General features: G+C 37.7%; 17 protein-coding genes and 2 tRNA genes. 3 read left to right on the top strand and 16 right to left on the bottom strand.

Going from position 1 to position 18,241, the window contains the following annotated elements; translation table 11 throughout:
* Window positions 1–2 precede the first annotated feature (2 nt).
* From EHW89_RS01685 to rsmH, 12 genes are all read right to left on the bottom strand, one after another.
* A complete protein-coding gene (locus EHW89_RS01685; RefSeq protein WP_003025907.1) occupies window positions 3–368 on the bottom strand; it encodes an Asp23/Gls24 family envelope stress response protein in 366 nt (121 codons plus the stop codon).
* A 175-nt stretch (window positions 369–543) separates the two neighbouring features.
* Window positions 544–732, bottom strand: coding sequence for a 50S ribosomal protein L28 (gene rpmB, locus EHW89_RS01680; RefSeq protein ID WP_003025909.1), 189 nt, complete (start codon window positions 730–732; stop codon window positions 544–546).
* 134 nt (window positions 733–866) lie between these two features.
* Entirely contained in the window at window positions 867–1,529 is a 663-nt protein-coding gene (locus EHW89_RS01675) for a LiaF transmembrane domain-containing protein (RefSeq protein WP_126466496.1), read from the bottom strand.
* A gap of 5 nt (window positions 1,530–1,534) precedes the next feature.
* On the bottom strand, window positions 1,535–1,981 hold the full coding sequence (locus EHW89_RS01670; RefSeq protein WP_126466495.1) for a LytTR family DNA-binding domain-containing protein: 447 nt from the start codon (window positions 1,979–1,981) through the stop codon (window positions 1,535–1,537).
* A gap of 216 nt (window positions 1,982–2,197) precedes the next feature.
* A tRNA-Thr gene (locus EHW89_RS01665) sits at window positions 2,198–2,270 on the bottom strand.
* Window positions 2,271–2,423: 153 nt separating this feature from the next.
* Complete coding sequence (locus EHW89_RS01660) at window positions 2,424–3,305, bottom strand: class II fructose-bisphosphate aldolase (RefSeq protein ID WP_003025917.1); 882 nt, start codon at window positions 3,303–3,305, stop codon at window positions 2,424–2,426.
* 183 nt (window positions 3,306–3,488) lie between these two features.
* Window positions 3,489–3,574, bottom strand: a tRNA-Leu gene (locus EHW89_RS01655).
* 200 nt (window positions 3,575–3,774) lie between these two features.
* The gene (locus EHW89_RS01650) at window positions 3,775–5,733 is read right to left on the bottom strand and encodes a peptide ABC transporter substrate-binding protein (RefSeq protein ID WP_126466494.1); all 1,959 of its coding nucleotides are present in this window, start codon (window positions 5,731–5,733) and stop codon (window positions 3,775–3,777) included.
* Window positions 5,734–6,257: 524 nt separating this feature from the next.
* Window positions 6,258–7,241, bottom strand: a complete 984-nt coding sequence (gene mraY, locus EHW89_RS01645; protein WP_101749743.1) for a phospho-N-acetylmuramoyl-pentapeptide-transferase — start codon at window positions 7,239–7,241, stop codon at window positions 6,258–6,260.
* A 1-nt stretch (window position 7,242) separates the two neighbouring features.
* Window positions 7,243–9,498 (bottom strand): penicillin-binding protein PBP2X, encoded by a 2,256-nt coding sequence (gene pbp2x / locus EHW89_RS01640; RefSeq protein ID WP_126466493.1) that lies wholly within the window; start codon window positions 9,496–9,498, stop codon window positions 7,243–7,245.
* Between the two features lie 3 nt (window positions 9,499–9,501).
* The gene (gene ftsL, locus EHW89_RS01635) at window positions 9,502–9,822 is read right to left on the bottom strand and encodes a cell division protein FtsL (RefSeq protein WP_126466492.1); all 321 of its coding nucleotides are present in this window, start codon (window positions 9,820–9,822) and stop codon (window positions 9,502–9,504) included.
* A gap of 8 nt (window positions 9,823–9,830) precedes the next feature.
* Window positions 9,831–10,781: a 16S rRNA (cytosine(1402)-N(4))-methyltransferase RsmH gene (gene rsmH, locus EHW89_RS01630; protein ID WP_126466491.1), complete on the bottom strand. Its 951-nt coding sequence runs from the start codon at window positions 10,779–10,781 to the stop codon at window positions 9,831–9,833.
* A gap of 149 nt (window positions 10,782–10,930) precedes the next feature.
* On the opposite strand from rsmH, the gene EHW89_RS01625 reads away from it, so the two are divergent.
* The 3 genes from EHW89_RS01625 (at window position 10,931) to EHW89_RS01615 (ending at window position 13,420) form a co-directional block, all read left to right on the top strand.
* Window positions 10,931–11,119 carry a helix-turn-helix transcriptional regulator gene (locus EHW89_RS01625; protein ID WP_126466490.1) on the top strand — a complete coding sequence of 63 codons (189 nt, stop codon included), beginning with the start codon at window positions 10,931–10,933 and terminating at the stop codon, window positions 11,117–11,119.
* Between the two features lie 268 nt (window positions 11,120–11,387).
* Window positions 11,388–12,743, top strand: coding sequence for a TrkH family potassium uptake protein (locus EHW89_RS01620; protein WP_126466489.1), 1,356 nt, complete (start codon window positions 11,388–11,390; stop codon window positions 12,741–12,743).
* A gap of 11 nt (window positions 12,744–12,754) precedes the next feature.
* Window positions 12,755–13,420 carry a potassium channel family protein gene (locus tag EHW89_RS01615; RefSeq protein ID WP_003025935.1) on the top strand — a complete coding sequence of 222 codons (666 nt, stop codon included), beginning with the start codon at window positions 12,755–12,757 and terminating at the stop codon, window positions 13,418–13,420.
* A gap of 49 nt (window positions 13,421–13,469) precedes the next feature.
* Here EHW89_RS01615 and EHW89_RS01610 read toward each other — a convergent pair whose 3' ends face one another.
* From EHW89_RS01610 to EHW89_RS01595, 4 genes are all read right to left on the bottom strand, one after another.
* On the bottom strand, window positions 13,470–13,727 hold the full coding sequence (locus EHW89_RS01610; RefSeq protein ID WP_003025937.1) for a DUF896 family protein: 258 nt from the start codon (window positions 13,725–13,727) through the stop codon (window positions 13,470–13,472).
* Between the two features lie 15 nt (window positions 13,728–13,742).
* A complete protein-coding gene (gene glyS / locus EHW89_RS01605) occupies window positions 13,743–15,782 on the bottom strand; it encodes a glycine--tRNA ligase subunit beta (RefSeq protein WP_126466488.1) in 2,040 nt (679 codons plus the stop codon).
* Window positions 15,783–15,784: 2 nt separating this feature from the next.
* On the bottom strand, window positions 15,785–16,699 hold the full coding sequence (gene glyQ / locus EHW89_RS01600; protein WP_049493571.1) for a glycine--tRNA ligase subunit alpha: 915 nt from the start codon (window positions 16,697–16,699) through the stop codon (window positions 15,785–15,787).
* 365 nt (window positions 16,700–17,064) lie between these two features.
* Window positions 17,065–17,820 (bottom strand): hypothetical protein, encoded by a 756-nt coding sequence (locus tag EHW89_RS01595; RefSeq protein WP_003025943.1) that lies wholly within the window; start codon window positions 17,818–17,820, stop codon window positions 17,065–17,067.
* Window positions 17,821–18,241: the final 421 nt, after the last annotated feature.

Below are 18,241 nucleotides of genomic sequence, written 5' to 3'. Positions count from 1 at the left end.
GATTATTCTCCTACAACTTTAATATTTTGGATATAGACATTTACTGTTTCAGCAGTAATTCCAAGCTGATTTTCAAGACTGAATTTCACACGCTCTTGAATATTTTTAGACACTTCGCTAATCTTGGTACCATAGCTCAAAACTGTATAAACATCAACAGCAATGCTACCTTCTTCCGTTGTTTTTACTACAACGCCTTTCGCATAATTTTCTTTGCCTAATAAAGCTTGGAAATTATCTTTAATGGCATTTTTACTGGCCATTCCAACAACACCAAAAATTTCAGTTGCTGCCCCACCAACAATTGTCGCAATGACATCATCTGTCAGTTCGATTTGACCATCTTTTGTATTGATTTTTACAGTCATAGTTTCTACCTCAAAAGTATTTTATAGTTTATTTTACCATATTTTACGCGGACTGTAAAAGAGAGAGTACATAATTAGAAAGGATTCAGTCAATGTTGGGGATTTTCCTTGACCTAAAAAATCTATTTTCTTGTACAAAAAGAAAAGGGACCCCAGAGGTCCGATTCTTCATAAATTAAACGCGTTCAACTTTGCCTGATTTAAGGGCACGTGCTGAAGCCCAAACTTTCTTAGGTTTACCATCAACTAAGATTGTCACCTTTTGAAGATTTGGTTTCACAGTACGTTTTGTTTGGTTCATTGCGTGAGAGCGGTTATTTCCTGATACAGTTTTACGACCTGTAAAGTAACATACTTTTGCCATTTATACTTGTCCTCCTGATTAGTTTCACGGGCTTTATACCACATACCGTAAAATTTTATCACAATTTTTAAGATTTTGCAAGACTATTTTCTCTATATTTCAAAATTTAGCCAAGGCAGCCCAATCCATCAGTCTTAAATATAGATAATTCCCAAACGACCGAAAGATACATCTCCCTTTACATAGAGGGTCTTGTCTTTCTCATTGATGTTACGGGGATTGGTAACTGTGCCGAAAGCATTATCTACATCCAACTCTACACGCCAATTACTAGGCACATATAACGTTGCATTCCCAAAAGATACATCAACATCAAAAGTAGCGGAATCACCTTTAATCGTGGCATTGTCAAAATAAACTGTGGCATTACCAAAGGTACAATCTAGCGTTTCATAGGTAAAATCTTCCGAATTGATGTAGCGCGTACCACTTCCAAAATTAATATCCCCATTTATAATGCGATGATCATTTGAACCACGATAAACACCCCAAATCCGTTTTGGTTTGAAAATTAAGCCAATACCAATAGAAGCCAGAATCCCTGCTAAGAAAATCGTTCCAGATGAGATTGGCAAAAAGTGATAGCTACTATTTGCAACGATTAAGGAAATAATGGCTAAAATAACCCCACCAGATAAATTTCCTCTCCAAAAATTTTCAATCGCAAAGTAAGCAAAGCCCAGTACAACGAGCATCGGCCAAAAATTAAAATCCATAACTGGAATGCCAAAATTTCCTTGTAGCAGCACCCATCCCGCCAATACCAAAAGCCCCACTCCAAACAATGTTTTTCTCATAATATTTACCTCATTTCACTTAATTTTTCTTTTAAGAATTGAAAATAATGCCGAGACACATGCACTTGCTTATGGGTATCATAAAAGCGAATACTGCTGGTCCCTGAAAAAGACTTCTCTAATGAATAAATTGCTTTAATGTTCGTAATCGTTGACTTAGAAATACGGCAGAAATACCGCGGCAAGCATTCTTCCAGCTCATACAATTTCAGTTTGACTTCATAAGCATTATTTCGAGCATGCGCAAAAATCTTATTTCCCTCTGTCTCAAAAAAGAGAATATCTGCTAAATCAACATAATATTCGCTCGTATCTTTGTAAAAAAGAATAGACGGCTTAGCAACTTCTTCCAGAGAACGCTGAATGCGCTCTATCTGTTCATCAAAGCGAGGTGCCTTAATGATAATTTCTGCTTCTTCCAGATTAGAATCTAGCTCAACTCGAATTTTCATAAACGCTCCCCTCGTTTTTCTTTATTTTATTATAACAATTGGTTCGTGAAATTCAAGCGGTTTTCAGTAAGTGGTTCATTTCGAGACGCAAGTGGTCGTGAAATCTGAATAACTTCCTTGCTTTTTCATAAGTTGACCAGATTCTAGCACCTTTTTACGCAACAACACTTTATAAATAACAAAAAAAGCCTTCAATTCAATGAAGACCTTCAATGATGCCGATTATAGGGCTTGAACCTACGACCTACGCGTTACGAGTGCGTTGCTCTACCAACTGAGCTAAATCGGCGAAATAAACGTATAAATCTATTCTAGCATGCAAATTTGATTTGTCAAGAGGAAAAGAAAAAATAATAAATCCCACACTACATTCAATCAAATAACTCAAAGAAAAACAAAAATCCCGCACAAGGCGAGATTTTCTTGTCTATTTAGTAAGCGATTAAGCTTTACCTTCTGAACCAAATACGTCAATACGTTCTTCAACAGCTTCTGTAATTGCTTCGAAACCTGGTTTCAAGAATTTACGTGGGTCAAAGAGTTTCTTCTTATCGTATTCTGCTTCGTTTGCTTCGTATTCAGCAACGAATTTACGAGTAGCTTTTGCAAAGGCAATTTGACATTCAGTGTTTACATTTACCTTAGCAACACCCAATTTGATAGCTGCTTGGATTTGGTCGTCAGGAATACCTGATCCACCGTGAAGTACGATTGGGAATCCAGGAACAGCTTCTGTCAATTTTTGCAAGTGGTCAAGGTGAAGACCTTTCCAGTTAGCTGGGTATGGTCCATGAATGTTCCCAATACCTGCTGCAAGGAAGTCAATTCCAGTTTCAACCATTGCTTTTGCATCTTCGATTGGAGCCAATTCACCATCACCGATGATACCATCTTCTTCACCACCGATTGTACCAACTTCAGCTTCTACTGACACGCCATTTGCATGCGCAAATTCAACCACTTTGCGAGCTTTTTCAAGATTTTCTTCAACTGGAAGATGAGAACCATCAAACATAACTGAAGTGTAACCAACTTTGATACATTCAAGTGCATCTTCATAATGACCATGGTCAAGGTGAATAGCAACTGGTACAGTAATTCCCATTGATTCTACAAGGTTTTCGATGAGAAGTTTACATACTTTGTAACCGCCCATATATTTAGCAGCACCCATAGAAGTTTGGATAAGAACTGGAGCTTTTTTAGCTTCTGCTGCACGCAAGATAGCTTGAGTCCACTCAAGGTTGTTTGTATTAAATCCACCAACTGCATAACCATTGTCACGAGCTGCTTGGACAAATTTTTCTGCTGAAACGATTGCCATTAGTATTAGGCCTCCTATTTATTTTTATGGGTTTTCCCATTTACATTGTTTATTTTATCACTTTTTAGGAAAAAATACCAGCATTTCCTAATCTTTTAAGCGCTTTCTCTTATAAAACTGTTTTTCTTTCCTCACATTTCAAAAATAATGAAACAAAAAACCGGCCGAAGCCAGCTTACCTGATGCGGAGAGAGGGACTTGAACCCTCACGACCTAAAGCGGTCACAGGATCCTTAGTCCTGCGCGTCTGCCAATTCCGCCATCCCCGCGATTGAGTACCTTATTAGTATAACAGGATAGAAACTCCTTGTCAAGAAAATTTTTTGAAAAAATGTATCTGTCAGCACTTAAAATCACTCCCTAATGTCAACTCTTGTTTGAGACTTCTTCGATATAGGTTCTTTAGATAGGAACAACAAAAAGAAACTCCTACGAAGCTTATCGTTCATAGAAGTTTCTTACATTTGTTTTATTTCACATGATTTTCGTAGTCATCTTGTGCTTTTTTATTAGAGATTTCTTTTTCTTTTAGCCATTTCTTTTTAGCACTTTCGTATTCTTTTGTTGTTACAATTTTGTCTTGCAATTTGACATATTTAAAGTAACTGCTTGAAGCACCTTTGATTCCAACTAATGAGTAAGAACGGCTAAATGGAACTGTTTTCGTCACGGACGGTGTTCCTCCAAGAGAGAGGTTTGGCATTGTCAAGCCACTATCGATTAACCATGCTTGTGCCTCGGCATATTTTTCATAGCGTGTAGCTTCATTGGTTTCAGCATTTGCTTCTGCTAGCATCTCTGTATATGTGTCCAGTCCAACTGTCTTAATCTTATCATTTTCTTGACCTGGTTCCAGACCAAAGTTTTGTAAACTACCACCATTTTTTATATTCAAAGTATCTAGATAAGTAGATGGGTCTTGATAGTCACCAGACCAACCACCATTATACAAATCATAGTCCTTTTGAGCAGCTGTATTAGCAAAATAACTGATATTATTTAATTCATCTGAACTCATTTGTTGAATATCAATGACAACATTTTCTGTGCCTAAGACAGACTCAACAGATTGTTTCATGGAACTTTCCCATTGAACACCAATTTTACTTGTCTGATCAGCTGGTACATCTAAGTGGATAGGAAACTGAACACCCTTTGCTTGCAGTTCTGCTTTAGCTTGAGCAAACTTTGCTTTAGCTTTTTCTGGGTTGTAATAAGCATCTTGTGCATCAGCCAAATTCATGTTTGACCATTCTGAGCCATAGTTTACCAGCTTAGAAGACACAACATCACCAAACGTTTTATCACCGATAGAAACAAATGTTGGTGGCACGAGTGTGTTCCGCAATACCTTTGTCGCTCCGTCTTTCCCATTACTTTGTGCACCATAAGAAGTACGATTATAGGCAAAGTTGATAGCTTGGCGGAAAGCTTTATTTAGCACCGCTTCTTGGGTCGCAGTCTTTTGAGCATCTGTTTTCTTCGATGTATGGTTATAGGACTGACGATTTAAGTTAAAGTTATAATAGTAGCTGGTCGCATCTTGCAAGCTATAGATGATATTGTTAGCATATTGTTTCTTAACAGAAGCAAAACTAGAGCTATTTGGATAAAGACGAGCTGCACTATAGGCACCATCTGTGAAGTTACGGATAAGGGCTTCTTGGTCAGAGCCGTCATAATATGTCAATTTAATGTTATCCAAATGAACATTCTTTTTATCATAGTAATGAGGATTTTTAGCAAATTCCATAGAAGACTTGGCTGTCAGAGACTTCAATAGATAAGGACCATTGTATAGAATGCTGGTTGGTTTTACAGAACCAAAATTTTTTCCTTGTGATTTCAAGAAATCTGCATTAACTGGGAAGAGGATATTATTGGTCGTTTTTGAATTCCAATAAGTCTCTGCACGGCTGAGTGTATACTGTACTGTATAGTCATCTAGAGCTTTTACTCCAACCGTTGAAAAATCTTTCGTTTCACCCTTGATGTAAGCATCTAAACCTTTGACAGAATCTTGAACGAGGTAAAGAGCTTCTGATTTATTATCTGCGGCGTATTTCAAGCCAGTTACAAAGTCTTGCGCTTTTACACTTGCGTACTCTTCACCTTCTGATGTGTACCATTTAGCATCTTTACGTAATTTATACGTATATGTCAAGCCATCTTTGGAGACTGTCCATGACTTAGCAAGCGCCGGAACTAAATTTCCGTACTGGTCATTTTCCAATAATCCATCAACTAAGTTAGTCACAACATCTGAAGTTGTCGCACGGTTCGCCATCAGATAATTTAGCGTGTCTGGATCTTGTGTATACACGTATGAATAAGTTGATGTGCTAGAAGCTGACTTGCCACAACCTGATAATAGGATTCCAGCGCTTAGCACAACTCCTGTTGCAATAATCCATTTTGATGATTTCATAGATAAACCTCCTCTAATGTCACATCTTGTTACATTGAATATTATACCGAAATAGTTTCAAAAAGTAAAGAGCTGTTTTTGACAGAAAATATTATTTATTCAAAATACTAGTTATTCGCTACATAATATGATTAAAATAAGCCGCAAAATACATAAAGAAGCAAAAATAATAAATTTATCTTTTGACTCAAATTGAATAAACATTCTTTTAAAGTTAAAAAAATAAGCCATTCTACTTTATGAAGATAGCAACTACTCTCCCCCTTCAACTAAATATTGAACCTATTATACACTTTTTTCGTATAAGTACAAGAAAAATCATGATTTTTTAATATATTTTTCGGATTTTCTGCTATTTAAAAACAAAAAAGAGACATCCAGAGATAAAATTTGCATTTTTTAGTTTCTAATCTCATCTCTCAGAGGGGTGGTTATTCAGCAATCTAGAAGACTAGTGAGGTAGGGACGAAGTTTTCATCACAAAAAAGCGAGGCAGAAATAATATTGTCCCCACCTCGTTTCTCTTATAAATATAAAATTGCAAGTGTTAGTAAGCTAGCTACAAGACCAATTCCCCAGAAAAAGAAATCGACCTTCCATTCACTCCAAGCTTTACCATGCCCTGATAGACCTCCCAGTTCAAAATGGTGATGAACTGGTGTCATCCGAAAAATACGTTTGCCGCCGGTCAATTTGAAATAAGAAACCTGCATCATAACCGAAGTTGTTTCAAAGACATAGACAATTCCAATGATGAGCAGCGTCCATTCTTGATGAAGCGCCATCGAAATGGCTGCTAACATACCACCAAGTGCTAAGCTCCCTACATCACCCATAAAAATTTTAGCTGGTTTATGATTGAAAATGAAGAAGGCAAGCAGACCGCCAATCATACTCAAAATGACAATTAAAATATCAAAACGATGCTGAACCACCGCAATAACTGCATAAGCTGTCAAACTGATTGTAACAGAAATGCTGGCTAATCCATCAATACCATCTGTTAAATTGACTGCATTGGAAAAACCAACCAACCAAAAGAGGGCAAAAGCGATATAAAGATAACCTAAATGAAGTGGGAAACCAAAAACATTAAGCAAATCGCCTCCACCGTGGGTGTCAAAGAAGAAGTAAAAAACAATACCACCAATAATTTGAAGAGCTAATTTTTGCTTAGGATTTAAGCCTTCATTTATTTTGCGAAAAACTTTTAAAAAGTCGTCTAAGAAACCAACAATGCCGTACAAAACAAGAATAAACAATATCATCAAGGCAGCGCTTGAGAGTTCTCTTGATATAAGCGCAATCACAAAACTAGACAAAACGGAAGCTAGCAAGAAAACAGTCCCACCCATGGTTGGAGTTCCCGCTTTTGCTTGGTGCTGCTTCACATCCTCGTGCATTTGTTGCCCAGAAATATGGGCTTTATGATAAAAACGAATAAAAGCAGGTATTCCAACCAGAGTTAGAATAAAGGTCACAACACCTGCAACGATAGCTTGTAACATGCTAATCTCCTAATGTAATTGTTATTTCTTTTATTTTCTTGAGTGATGCGTTGGTTTTAACACTTTGGGCAACGACTTTAGAGCCTTTGCCCTTAACATGCACTTTTATGCCCAACCATTCACCGAATGTTTCAACATTTTTCTTGGTCCAACCGTACATATCCGGCATTTCAGTAAAGTCATCTGTTAAGACAAGGATTTGCTGATTGGATTTCAGTGCTTCACCTGTTTTTACAGACACTTTCTTAATATTTTTACTAGTACCTAGGATAATAGGTTGTACAAGATTGCGTCGTAACTCATCCGCTAAATCACCAGAGCTGGTATTTTTAGTAGAGGGCATTTTATAAGTTATTTCTTTTGAAACTGACTTTAAAACAGGTGATTGCGTCGTCAAGTTCAACGTATCCTTCATCGCTGCAGCTTCTTCTAGCACCGGATTGACAACTTCTTTCCAGAAGATTGGTTGGAAAGATTCTGAGGGCTGTTTCAGAGTTACATACATGATAAAATCAGGATTTTCTGCTGGTGTCATTGCCACAACAGAATAGATGTAATCATTTGCCCCTGTCAGATAACCACTGCCATTTTCTCCGGCAATTTGTGCTGTACCGGATTTAACTGCCACATTTTGATTAGGCACTTTGATAATCGGACCTTCTGCCTTGCTATATAAGGTTCCGTAAATAGGATCTGTACCGACAGTCACCATATGGTCTCTCGTTGACTTAGCAGCATCTTTAGAAACAGGGTGCCCGACAATTTCTGTAGAAGCCTTACGCGCACTCCCACTTTTGGAATCATAAATTGCACTGATGAATTTTGGTTCAACCATTACACCGTCATTAGCGATGGAAGAAAAAGCACGTAACATTTGTATCTGAGTAACTGAAATCCCTTGACCAAAAGCACTCATTGCATACGTAACGATATTATCTGCCGGAAGACCACCGTAATCTTCATAATTCATTCCAAAGCGTGTAGGTAGTCCAAATTTAAACTTGCTAAGATAGTCTAGCCATTTTTCGTCACCCATTTTTTTCTCAAGAGAAGCCATTCCCACATTACTAGAAAGAGCAAAGCCTTGAGCATAGGTTAATGTCTGTCCTTCAGAAAGTCCCATGTTGACATTCCAGTCTCGAATCGTTACATCCGCAATTTGTAAGCCACTATTATTATACGTTTCATTTTCTGGGAAAGTGTTATTGTCTATAGCTGCAGCTAGTGTCATAACCTTCATCGTTGAGCCAGGTTCATACTGATTTTGATAGAGAGCACTAGACCAAGCGAAGTCTTTTGTCAGATCTTGCTTCGTATCGGCATCAAAGCTTGGACGCTGCGTCGTTGCTAGAATTTCTCCAGTTTTTGCACTGACTAATGTGGCACTGGCATAAGTTCCCTTAGCTTTTTCCACAAAAGCATTCATCCGTGTTTCAAGGAAAGATTGTAGGTCTGAAGATAAGGTTGTATAAACATCTTTTCCATCTTGTGTTTGCCTTGAAACCTTGTCAGATCCCGGTACTATATTTCCGTTTTTATCTTTTTCATAGGTGATAACCCCATTTGTTCCGGCTAATGTCTTGTTTAAAGCGGCTTCTAAACCTGTCGTCCCAACAAGCATTTTGCTACCGTCTTTATTTTCCTGAAGTTGCGCTAATCCTATAAATACTGAAGCAAAATTCCCATTTTTATAGCTTCTATTTGGACTAGTTGTGAAATCAACTCCCTTTACTTTCGCTTTTTTCAATTCCTCACGAATGGTATTCATATTGCTATAACTGATACCATTTCCTTGAGCACCAAACGAAACTTGTTGTAATTTTTTTCGAGATAGTTGTTTTTTGACGTAGTCCTTGTCCATACCAAGATACTTGTTAAATACATCAGCTACCTTATCGTATTGAGATTCTTCTACATAGAGAATTTCTCCTGTTGCTGACTTATAGCTTTTATCAATAACAGCATAAACATTATAAGAAGTTGCATCTTCAGCTATTGGCAAACCATTACGGTCATAAATAGTTCCACGTTTAGCTGGGACGATCTTTGTGATTTGATGCACTTGACTTGCCTGTTCAGCTAAATTCACACCAAACTTCTTTCCCGTTCCAATGATAATTGCAAAATTGATTAGGAAAACAAAAAAGACAAAAACCGTCAAAACGCTTAGATTTTTCCCTACTCGTCTACGGTTGTAACCAGGATTCCTACGATTTTTCAAAGCATGGTTTAAAATTCGTCTTCTGAGTCCATTCATACTCTACTCCGCCGTTCTGATATTTTCATTATTCTGAGTCATTTCTTGCGAACTCGCTAATTTTGACAAACGTTCACTACGAATCAATTCGTTTACTTCTTGTTTAGCATCATCTAGTTCTGTGCGCTTTGCTTCAATTTTTGAATTGACAGTCGTTAAATCACGTTGCACCTGCAATAATTTTGTTTGCATAAAGACAACACTGGTTGCTAAGATAACCGCTGTCAAGACTATAGCGCCATAAAATGCCTTTTCAACACGAGAAAATTTTTGGATACGCGCCTGAAGTATCTGACTAGTCGTTCTTGGTCTATTATTTGCCATCTCAATCCTCACTTATGTACTTTTTGCGCTACACGCAGCTTGGCTGAATGCGCGCGATTATTGTTATCTAGTTCTTCTTTACTTGGTAAAATAGGTTTTCGAGTAACCAATTTCATTTTAGGTTGTAAATCCTCTGGAATAAATGGTAAGCCTTTCGGCACATCCACTGTTGATGCCTCTTTAAAAAGTTGCTTGGTCAAGCGGTCTTCTAACGAATGAAAAGTAATCACAGAAATCCGCCCATCAACCGCTAACAAATCCATCGCCTGTTGAATGGACTCGTCTGCCGCTCCCAACTCATCATTGACCTCAATACGAATGGCTTGAAAAATCTGTTTAGCTGGGTGACCTTTTTTCTTTAATTCCTTGGCAGGCTTAGCAGATTTAATAATCTCTGCCAACTCCGTAGTGGTTTCAATCGGTTTCTTTTCACGCATTTGCTCAATTTTACGAGCAATTTGTTTTGAAAATTTATCTTCTCCATACTTAAAAAAAATCCGCACCAAATCATGATAGCTATATTGATTAACTACTTCATAAGCTGTTAGCTTTGCCTCACGATTCATTCGCATATCAAGCGGGGCATCTTGTTTATAGGAAAAGCCACGCTCACGCTCATCAAGTTGCGGACTCGAAACTCCTAAATCATAACAAATACCATCAATTTCTTCAACACCTAGCTCATTCAAACGAGCCTTTAAATGACGAAAATTGTCATTGATAAAAGTCACCATTCCTCGCGCCACATAGGGTGCTAAGCGTTTTTGAGCATGCTCAATAGCAGTCTGATCTTGATCAAAAGCATATAGATGACCGTTTTTTCCTAATTTACTCAATAAATATTCACTATGTCCTGCTCCACCTAATGTTGCATCAACATAGACTCCATTTGGTTTTATATCAAGTTGATCAATGGTTTCGTGCAGAAGAACTGTTACATGATGAAATTCATTTGTCATATCTTTACTATTATACCACAAAGATTTAAAAAAAGAATTTTAGAATCATGTAAAGTTTTTTGTCAATTATATTTGACATATTTCACAAGTATATTTATAATAAAAGGACAAAAGTCACTTATATTTGACACTAGGATAAGGAGAAATGCATGAATCGCGTGAAAGATTTCCGAAAAAATCTAGGACTCTCGCAACGAGGCCTTGCCAAACAAATTGGCGTTTCGCGGCAGACAATTAACATGATTGAAAACAACAAATATAACCCAACACTAGAACTTTGCATTAACCTAGCACTAGCTTTAAAGACAGACCTAAACACACTTTTTTGGAATAAGTAAAAAATAGAAAGGCTACATTCAAATGAAACTTCAACAATACAAAAAAATTATCTTACCTCTTCTAGCAATTCTCCTTATCATTTCCTTCTACTTTTTCTTCACCTTGACAGATCCGATCTTGTTCTGGATAGATGTGGCAGTGATTGCTGGTTGCATATTTTTCGGTCGAAAACTTTTAAAGAAGGACTAGACTTCTTGTGCCTTCTTTCTCGTCTTTTAAGCTGCTTTGTGGTAAAATAAAGTCATTATTCTATGAGGGAAGATACGAATGTCACATTTTTTATCAAGATTATCTCCTGCTAGGCGCATTTTATTGAGCTTTGCCCTTGTAATTGTGGTGGGCTCTCTTCTTTTAAATCTGCCTTTTATGCAGACAGCGACTTCTAAAGCTAATTATTTTGACCACCTCTTTACATCAGTTTCAATGGTTTGTGTGACGGGGCTTTTTACGCAGTCTGTTGCAGATACTTACAATATTTGGGGACAGATTATCTGCATGCTTCTTATTCAAATCGGTGGTTTGGGGCTGATTAGCTTCATCGGGCTGATTTACGTCCGCTCCAATCAGAAACTCAGTTTTTCCAATCGTACTACTTTACAAGAAAGTCTTAGTCGAGATGAGACAAATTCTATTCGCGACTTTCTTCGCTCCATTTTTCTCATTACTTTCAGCATTGAAGCTCTTGGAGCATTTATCCTCAGTTTTCGCTTTGTCCCCCTTTTAGGATGGGGAAAAGGACTTCTAACCTCCATTTTCCTTGCTATCTCTGCATTTTGTAATGCTGGATTTGACAACTTAGGAAGCACTAGCTTGCTAGCTTATAAAACAGATGCCTTGGTCAATTTGACCATTGCTGCCTTGATTATCATGGGAGGCTTGGGTTTTTCAGTTTGGTTTGACTTAAAAACAAATATTCAGACAAAAGGACACAAGCGGAAATTACGCTTTCACACAAAATTGGTTCTTGCTTTAACAGCTTTCATCTTAATCAGTGGAACCTGCTTGACATTTCTGACAGAATATCAAAATACAGCTACTATTGGTCGACTTCCCTTTGAAAAGAAACTTTTAGTCAGCTTCTTTCAAACCGTCACCATGCGGACGGCCGGCTTTGCAACAATTGACTATACACAAGCTCGCCCAGTGACACTTCTCCTTTACATCATTCAAATGTTTCTAGGGGGTGCTCCCGGAGGAACAGCAGGGGGACTGAAAATCACTACTTTTTTGGTCGTATTAGCCTTTGCCCGAACGGAAATCCTTGGCTTGCCTCATACTAATTTTGGACACCATACGTTTTCTCCCTCTACCATTCAAAAAGCCTTTAGTGTCTTGATTGTCTTTACAACAACCTTTATCATTGGCTTGACTTTTTTGACTATGGTCGCTGATAACGGATATCGTTTTATTTACTTAATGTTTGAAGCCATGTCCGCTCTTGGAACGGTAGGCGTAACGGCAAATCTAACGCCTACTTTAAATCATGCCGCCTTAACGGTGATTATGTTTTTGATGTTTATCGGACGTATCGGACCATTGACCTTAATTGTAAGTCTTTCCAATCAAAAACCGAAGAAAAAAGACACAATTAAATTTGCCAATGCAAATATTATTATTGGATAGGAAGGAATCTTATGGATAAACGAACAATCGGCATACTGGGACTAGGAGTTTTTGGTCGCAGTATCATTAACACGCTCCGTAAATACAACTGCGATATTATCGCTGTTGACGATCATGAAGATGTCATCAACCATTTTGAACCCATTTTAGCACGAGGCGTGGTCGGCGATATTACAGACCATGATTTGCTGCAAGCTGCAGGAATTGATACCTGTGATACGGTAGTGGTCGCTACTGGTGACAATCTAGAATCGAGTGTCCTTGCCGTCATGCACTGCAAATCATTAGGCGTTGAAAAAGTAATTGCCAAGGTGAAAAGTAAAACAACCCGTGAAGTGCTGCTAAAGGTCGGAGCAGATCGCTGTATCTCCCCTGAGCGTGAAACAGGAATTTCACTTGCAAAAAATATCCTGCATCAAGCTACGACTGACGTCATTGAACTAGATAAAAATGTATCTATTATCGAATTTTATCCACCTCAGTCTTGGATTGGTAAGAATTTAGCCCAATTAAAACTTCGTCAAAACTACAACCTCAATATCATTGGTTTTCGAGAAATGCCCGACGGTGTTCTCAACATTGATACATCACCTGACTATACCTTTAAAAAGGACGAATTGTTAATGGCAGTTATTGACAGTCAAACATTTGACCATTTTGAAGATATTACAAAATAGCCCAGCAAAAATCGCTGAGAAACATTCTCAGCGATTTTTGTTGTCTTTATTACGAATTTGGGTCATCCAAACTTCGACCGTGCAAACCTTTTTCACGTTGGACTTGGCGAAGTTTTTCTGGCGTGATGTCATTTCCCTCTTCATCCACAATTTTAATCCCTTCAATGTGGTGGCGAACGCTACGACGATAGCCTTCAATGTATTCTTCACGCAATTTAGCTTGCTCTACTTTTTCTTCTGGCGTTAGGCCAACTGTTTTTTTCTTTTTGGCAAGTTCATTGATGCGTTCAATTTTCTTTGGTTCCATTTTTCCCTCCTTGGATTATTTTGTATTGATTTGATTAAATTGTGCCACTTTTTTGGCTTTTGTTGTTAAGGCAACTAAGAGTGCCAAACGATTTGCTCGGATTGCTTCATCTTCAGCCATAACCATAGTATTGTTAAAGAAATCATCAATCACTGGACTTAAAGCGAAGAGTTGCTCAATATTATCTGCTAAGTCATCAGATAACGTTAAGTTTTCTACTGCTGCATGAAGAGCTTTTTCTTCGGCATTTTCAAAGAGGCTCTCGTCCACAACACTAGCCGTTTCTGCTTTTTCTGCCAAGTTAAAGACACGTGCTAAACTTTCGACCGACGATTTGAAAGAATCTTCTTGTGCTTTTTCTGCTAGAAGTGTAGCTACTTCGACCAGATCACGTACAACAAAGGTTGAACTATTTAAAACAGAAGACACGATATCTTTTGGAACATCGCTGTCCATCATTTTTTCAATACGTGCACGGAAGAAATCAAGCACTTGTTCTTTATTGCTATATGTGAGACTGTCAAATTGCAGCGCATAAATCTCTTCTACCAATTCATCTAAAGCAATGTGCCAACCAAATTTATCAAGAATACGCACGACACCTTGCGTTGCTCTACGAAGAGCATAAGGGTCATTTGAACCGCTTGGAATAAGCCCGACTGAGAAGAAAGAAAGAATCGTGTCCATCTTGTCTGCAATGGCTAAAATGGCACCAACTTTCGTGTCTGGCAATTCACCGTCACTGGCAGTTGGCAAATAATGCTCCCGAATGGCTTTAGCTACTGCTGTGTTTTCTCCTGCAAGCAGGGCATATTTTTCCCCCATGATACCTTGCAGCTCATCAAACTCACCAACCATACCAGTCAACAAATCAAACTTGTAAATAGCTGCAGCTCGCGCTACGTCTTTCATTTCTTGCTTAGATAACTGAGCTTTTTCTGCTAAAAGGGCTGCAATTTTTGCTGTTCGCTCCATGTGCTCTGCTAGAGAGCCGATTTTTTCATGGAAGGTCACATTTTTCAACTTTTCAACCAAATCAGAAATAACCAATCGTTGGTCTTCGCGCCAGAAAAATTCTGCATCTTCCAAACGAGCTACCAACACTTTCTGATTCCCTTTGACCACATTTTCGAGATGTTCTGCATTTCCGTTACGTACCGATACAAAATATGGAAGTAGCTTGCCATTTTCGTTACGAACAACAAAGTAGCGTTGATTGACTTTCATGGAAGTCACAAGGACTTCCTCAGGTACATCTAGGTAACGCTCGTCAAAACGTCCGATAAAAGCGGTTGGGTATTCAATCAAATTCAGCACTTCATCCAGCAAATCTTCGTCAATCTCCACATGAACATTGTGCATTTTCTCGATTTCTTTGATTTGATCCAAAATCATGTTTTCGCGTTCCATTGGGCTGGCAATGACAAAAACTTTGCGCAAGTCCTCTTCATAAGAATCTGCTGACTGAATCTTCACTTCATGACCGAGAAAACGATGACCCCGACTTGTCCGTCCGCTTTCAATATCGAACAAATTCATCAAAAAGGACTCATCGTCCAACAACACAGTTAGGGTATGAACGGGACGGATATATTCAAATGTATTGCTCCCCCAGTGCATATTGACCGGAAAGCTTAGTGAAGTCAGCACATCAACAACTCCGTCAATCAATTCTTCAACAGGTTTTCCGATTTCTTGCTTGGTCACATAGACATATTCTTCGCCTTTGACTTCACGGAATGTGATATCTTCAACAGTCAAGCCTTTTCCACGAACAAAACCTTGCGCGGCTTTAGTGAAATTTCCATCTGCATCCAAAGCAATCTTCTTGCTTGGTCCTTTAAAATCTTCTGTTAAATCTGTTTGCTTTTCACTTAGATTGGACACGCGCACAGCCAAGCGACGAGGAGTTGAAAACATTTCAATCTTATCAAAAGTTAAACGATTGTCTGTTAAAAAGGCTGCCATTTTATCACGTAATTGCTTCATGCTTGGTGTTACGACATAGGCCGGCATTTCTTCCAGCCCTAACTCAACCAATAAATTCTTTGTCATTTTTATTCCTCCTCAGCCAATAATTTCTCACGTGTTGCTTCATCTAATAATGGATAGCCTAGTCGTCTGCGCTCTGCCACAAAAGTTTTAGCAACAATACGTGCCAAATTGCGAATCCGAGCAATGTAACCTGCCCGCTCCGTCACCGAAACAGCTCCGCGAGCATCCAATAGATTAAAGGTGTGCGAACATTTTAAAACATAATCGTAAGCAGGGTGAACGAGATTATACTCTAAACAACGCTTAGCCTCAGCTTCAAAATGATCAAAATTAGCCAACAGCAAAGCTTGATCACTCACTTCAAAACTGTATTTTGAATGTTCAAATTCTGGTTGGCGGAAGATTTCTCCGTATTTTACGCCATCAGCCCATTCAATATCATAAACAGAATCCACCTCTTGGATATAAGATGCCAGACGCTCCAAACCATAGGTAACCTCAGATGTCACTGGGTTGGTAGGCAAACCACCGACCTGTTGGAAATAAGTAAACTGCGTGATTTCCATACCGTCAAGCCATACTTCCCAGCCTAGGCCTGCAGAACCTGTTGAAGGATTTTCCCAATTATCCTCGACAAAACGAATATCATGTTCCAACGGATCAATTCCCAATAACTCCAAAGACTGCAAATACAGTTCTTGAATATTGCTTGGACTTGGTTTCATCACCACTTGAAACTGGTGGTGCTGGTAAAGACGATTTGGATTTTCCCCATAACGACCGTCTGCTGGGCGACGTGAAGGCTCTACATAAGCCGCATTCCATGGCTCAGGTCCAATGGCACGAAGAAAAGTATATGGGCTCATGGTTCCAGCACCTTTTTCATTATCATAGGCCTGCATGAGCATACAGCCCTGTTCATTCCAAAAATGCTGCAACGTTAAAATAATTTCCTGAAAGGTTAATTTTTTAGACATTTATAACTCCTTATCCCTTATCATCAAAAAAGTGGAACTGCATCGATACGACACCTACACAAATTGCATAGGGGCGTCAAAACGCGGTTCCACCCTAGTTTATTACTTCATTGTTAATATAGCCTTAAGATAACATCAAGGACTAAAATTTACCGAAAGCTCCATCTTCATTTAGCTCTTATCTGGCTTCCACCATCCCAGACTCGCTAGCAAGTAATTGCATGAGACTTCTTTCATACAAAACATTATAGCAAGAAATAGGAAATTTGTAAAAGGAAAATATTTTATTTTACATTGGGTATCAAAAAAAGTCAACAAAAGTGTCTAATTTTTCTTTCTTGCACTCTTCACTAAAGTTTTCAAATCTATTTTTTACCTTGTTCATTCATTTCTTGCTTTCTCACAATTTCAAATTGAATTTTTGAATTTCCCGTTGTTTGTTTTAATATCTTTTCAGCCATTTTTTCTGGGGTTACTAATCTAAATGTACTATCCCTAATATATTTAGTTAAGTAGGTTTTAAATTCATCACATTTTTCAATTAATCTCGTTTTCTCCGAGAATTCATCGGCAATTTTTGTATATTCATCAAAGTTATTTACCTTAGAAATTTTTTCAAAAAAATTACTAAATAGGACAACTTCCTCATTAACTGCTGTTTTTAACTGAGAAAGTTTGACATCATCTTGAATGACGATACTTAATAACAAATCATCTCTTAAATCTATATAGTGATAATATTTATTAATTAAGTGTTTATAATAATATTTAACGAACTCAGTTTTGAAATCCAATTTCTCTGCAACATTTTCGACAAACCATATCCCCTCATCACGAAACATTGTCTCAGCCTTTTTCAACTCATTCAAAATTTGATAAGATCTTTCAGCTCGTTCAATCGTAAATTGTAAGAAGATGCGTTCTCGTTCGTTTTCCTCTTGTTTATCAAAATATTCTCGTTGTAGCTTATGTTCTTCTTGTAATTGCTTTGTTTGTTGTTTATTCTGGATATGTGCGACATACACAGCTATCCCACCACCAACCAATGCTCCAAGCGTTGAACTGATAAACTGTGAATTTAAAAAATTACCCAAGTTTTGACAAATATCTACCTTATCCATAATAATTTCTATCACCTATACTCCAAATTTCATTTAATTATCAATTGATATACCCTTTTCATCTAATAGTTTATTAAATTTTGAAGAATATTCATCGTTTAAAATATTCAATATATCCTGAGATTTATGTTGTATATCAGGACAAATAAAGCCTTAAATTATTTTCATCCGAATCTTTTTTAGAAAATAATACATACAAAATAGTAAAATTGTACCAATAAATCCTCTAATAGTCAATAAATTCATCTCTTCTCCCTAACTTTTCAATTATCTTCTAGCATTCTTTCGTTTAGCACACATAAAGAAAAGACGTTTTTCGTACCATCACAATATCAAAACCATTCCCAAAATCCAAATAGTATCAACCACAATAATTCTCCTTTATCTATATTTTATTAATTCCTCAACAACTTCATTAATT

This window comes from Streptococcus periodonticum, assembly GCF_003963555.1.
Taxonomy (GTDB): domain Bacteria; phylum Bacillota; class Bacilli; order Lactobacillales; family Streptococcaceae; genus Streptococcus; species Streptococcus anginosus.
The sequence above is the reverse complement of the archived record's forward strand: the minus strand, read 5'-3'. Positions and strand labels throughout refer to the sequence as shown.

Excerpts from the sequence above, each read along its gene's own strand:
- EHW89_RS01685 (WP_003025907.1), bottom strand. The coding sequence starts at position 368 with ATGACTGTAAAAATCAATACAAAAGATGGTCAAATCGAACTGACAGAT.
- rpmB (WP_003025909.1), bottom strand. The coding sequence starts at position 732 with ATGGCAAAAGTATGTTACTTTACAGGTCGTAAAACTGTATCAGGAAAT.
- EHW89_RS01675 (WP_126466496.1), bottom strand. The coding sequence starts at position 1,529 with ATGAGAAAAACATTGTTTGGAGTGGGGCTTTTGGTATTGGCGGGATGG.
- EHW89_RS01670 (WP_126466495.1), bottom strand. The coding sequence starts at position 1,981 with ATGAAAATTCGAGTTGAGCTAGATTCTAATCTGGAAGAAGCAGAAATT.
- EHW89_RS01660 (WP_003025917.1), bottom strand. The coding sequence starts at position 3,305 with ATGGCAATCGTTTCAGCAGAAAAATTTGTCCAAGCAGCTCGTGACAAT.
- EHW89_RS01650 (WP_126466494.1), bottom strand. The coding sequence starts at position 5,733 with ATGAAATCATCAAAATGGATTATTGCAACAGGAGTTGTGCTAAGCGCT.
- mraY (WP_101749743.1), bottom strand. The coding sequence starts at position 7,241 with ATGTTACAAGCTATCGTTGCAGGTGTTGTGACCTTTATTCTAACTCTG.
- pbp2x (WP_126466493.1), bottom strand. The coding sequence starts at position 9,498 with ATGAATGGACTCAGAAGACGAATTTTAAACCATGCTTTGAAAAATCGT.
- ftsL (WP_126466492.1), bottom strand. The coding sequence starts at position 9,822 with ATGGCAAATAATAGACCAAGAACGACTAGTCAGATACTTCAGGCGCGT.
- rsmH (WP_126466491.1), bottom strand. The coding sequence starts at position 10,781 with ATGACAAATGAATTTCATCATGTAACAGTTCTTCTGCACGAAACCATT.
- EHW89_RS01625 (WP_126466490.1), top strand. The coding sequence starts at position 10,931 with ATGAATCGCGTGAAAGATTTCCGAAAAAATCTAGGACTCTCGCAACGA.
- EHW89_RS01620 (WP_126466489.1), top strand. The coding sequence starts at position 11,388 with ATGTCACATTTTTTATCAAGATTATCTCCTGCTAGGCGCATTTTATTG.
- EHW89_RS01615 (WP_003025935.1), top strand. The coding sequence starts at position 12,755 with ATGGATAAACGAACAATCGGCATACTGGGACTAGGAGTTTTTGGTCGC.
- EHW89_RS01610 (WP_003025937.1), bottom strand. The coding sequence starts at position 13,727 with ATGGAACCAAAGAAAATTGAACGCATCAATGAACTTGCCAAAAAGAAA.
- glyS (WP_126466488.1), bottom strand. The coding sequence starts at position 15,782 with ATGACAAAGAATTTATTGGTTGAGTTAGGGCTGGAAGAAATGCCGGCC.
- glyQ (WP_049493571.1), bottom strand. The coding sequence starts at position 16,699 with ATGTCTAAAAAATTAACCTTTCAGGAAATTATTTTAACGTTGCAGCAT.
- EHW89_RS01595 (WP_003025943.1), bottom strand. The coding sequence starts at position 17,820 with ATGGATAAGGTAGATATTTGTCAAAACTTGGGTAATTTTTTAAATTCA.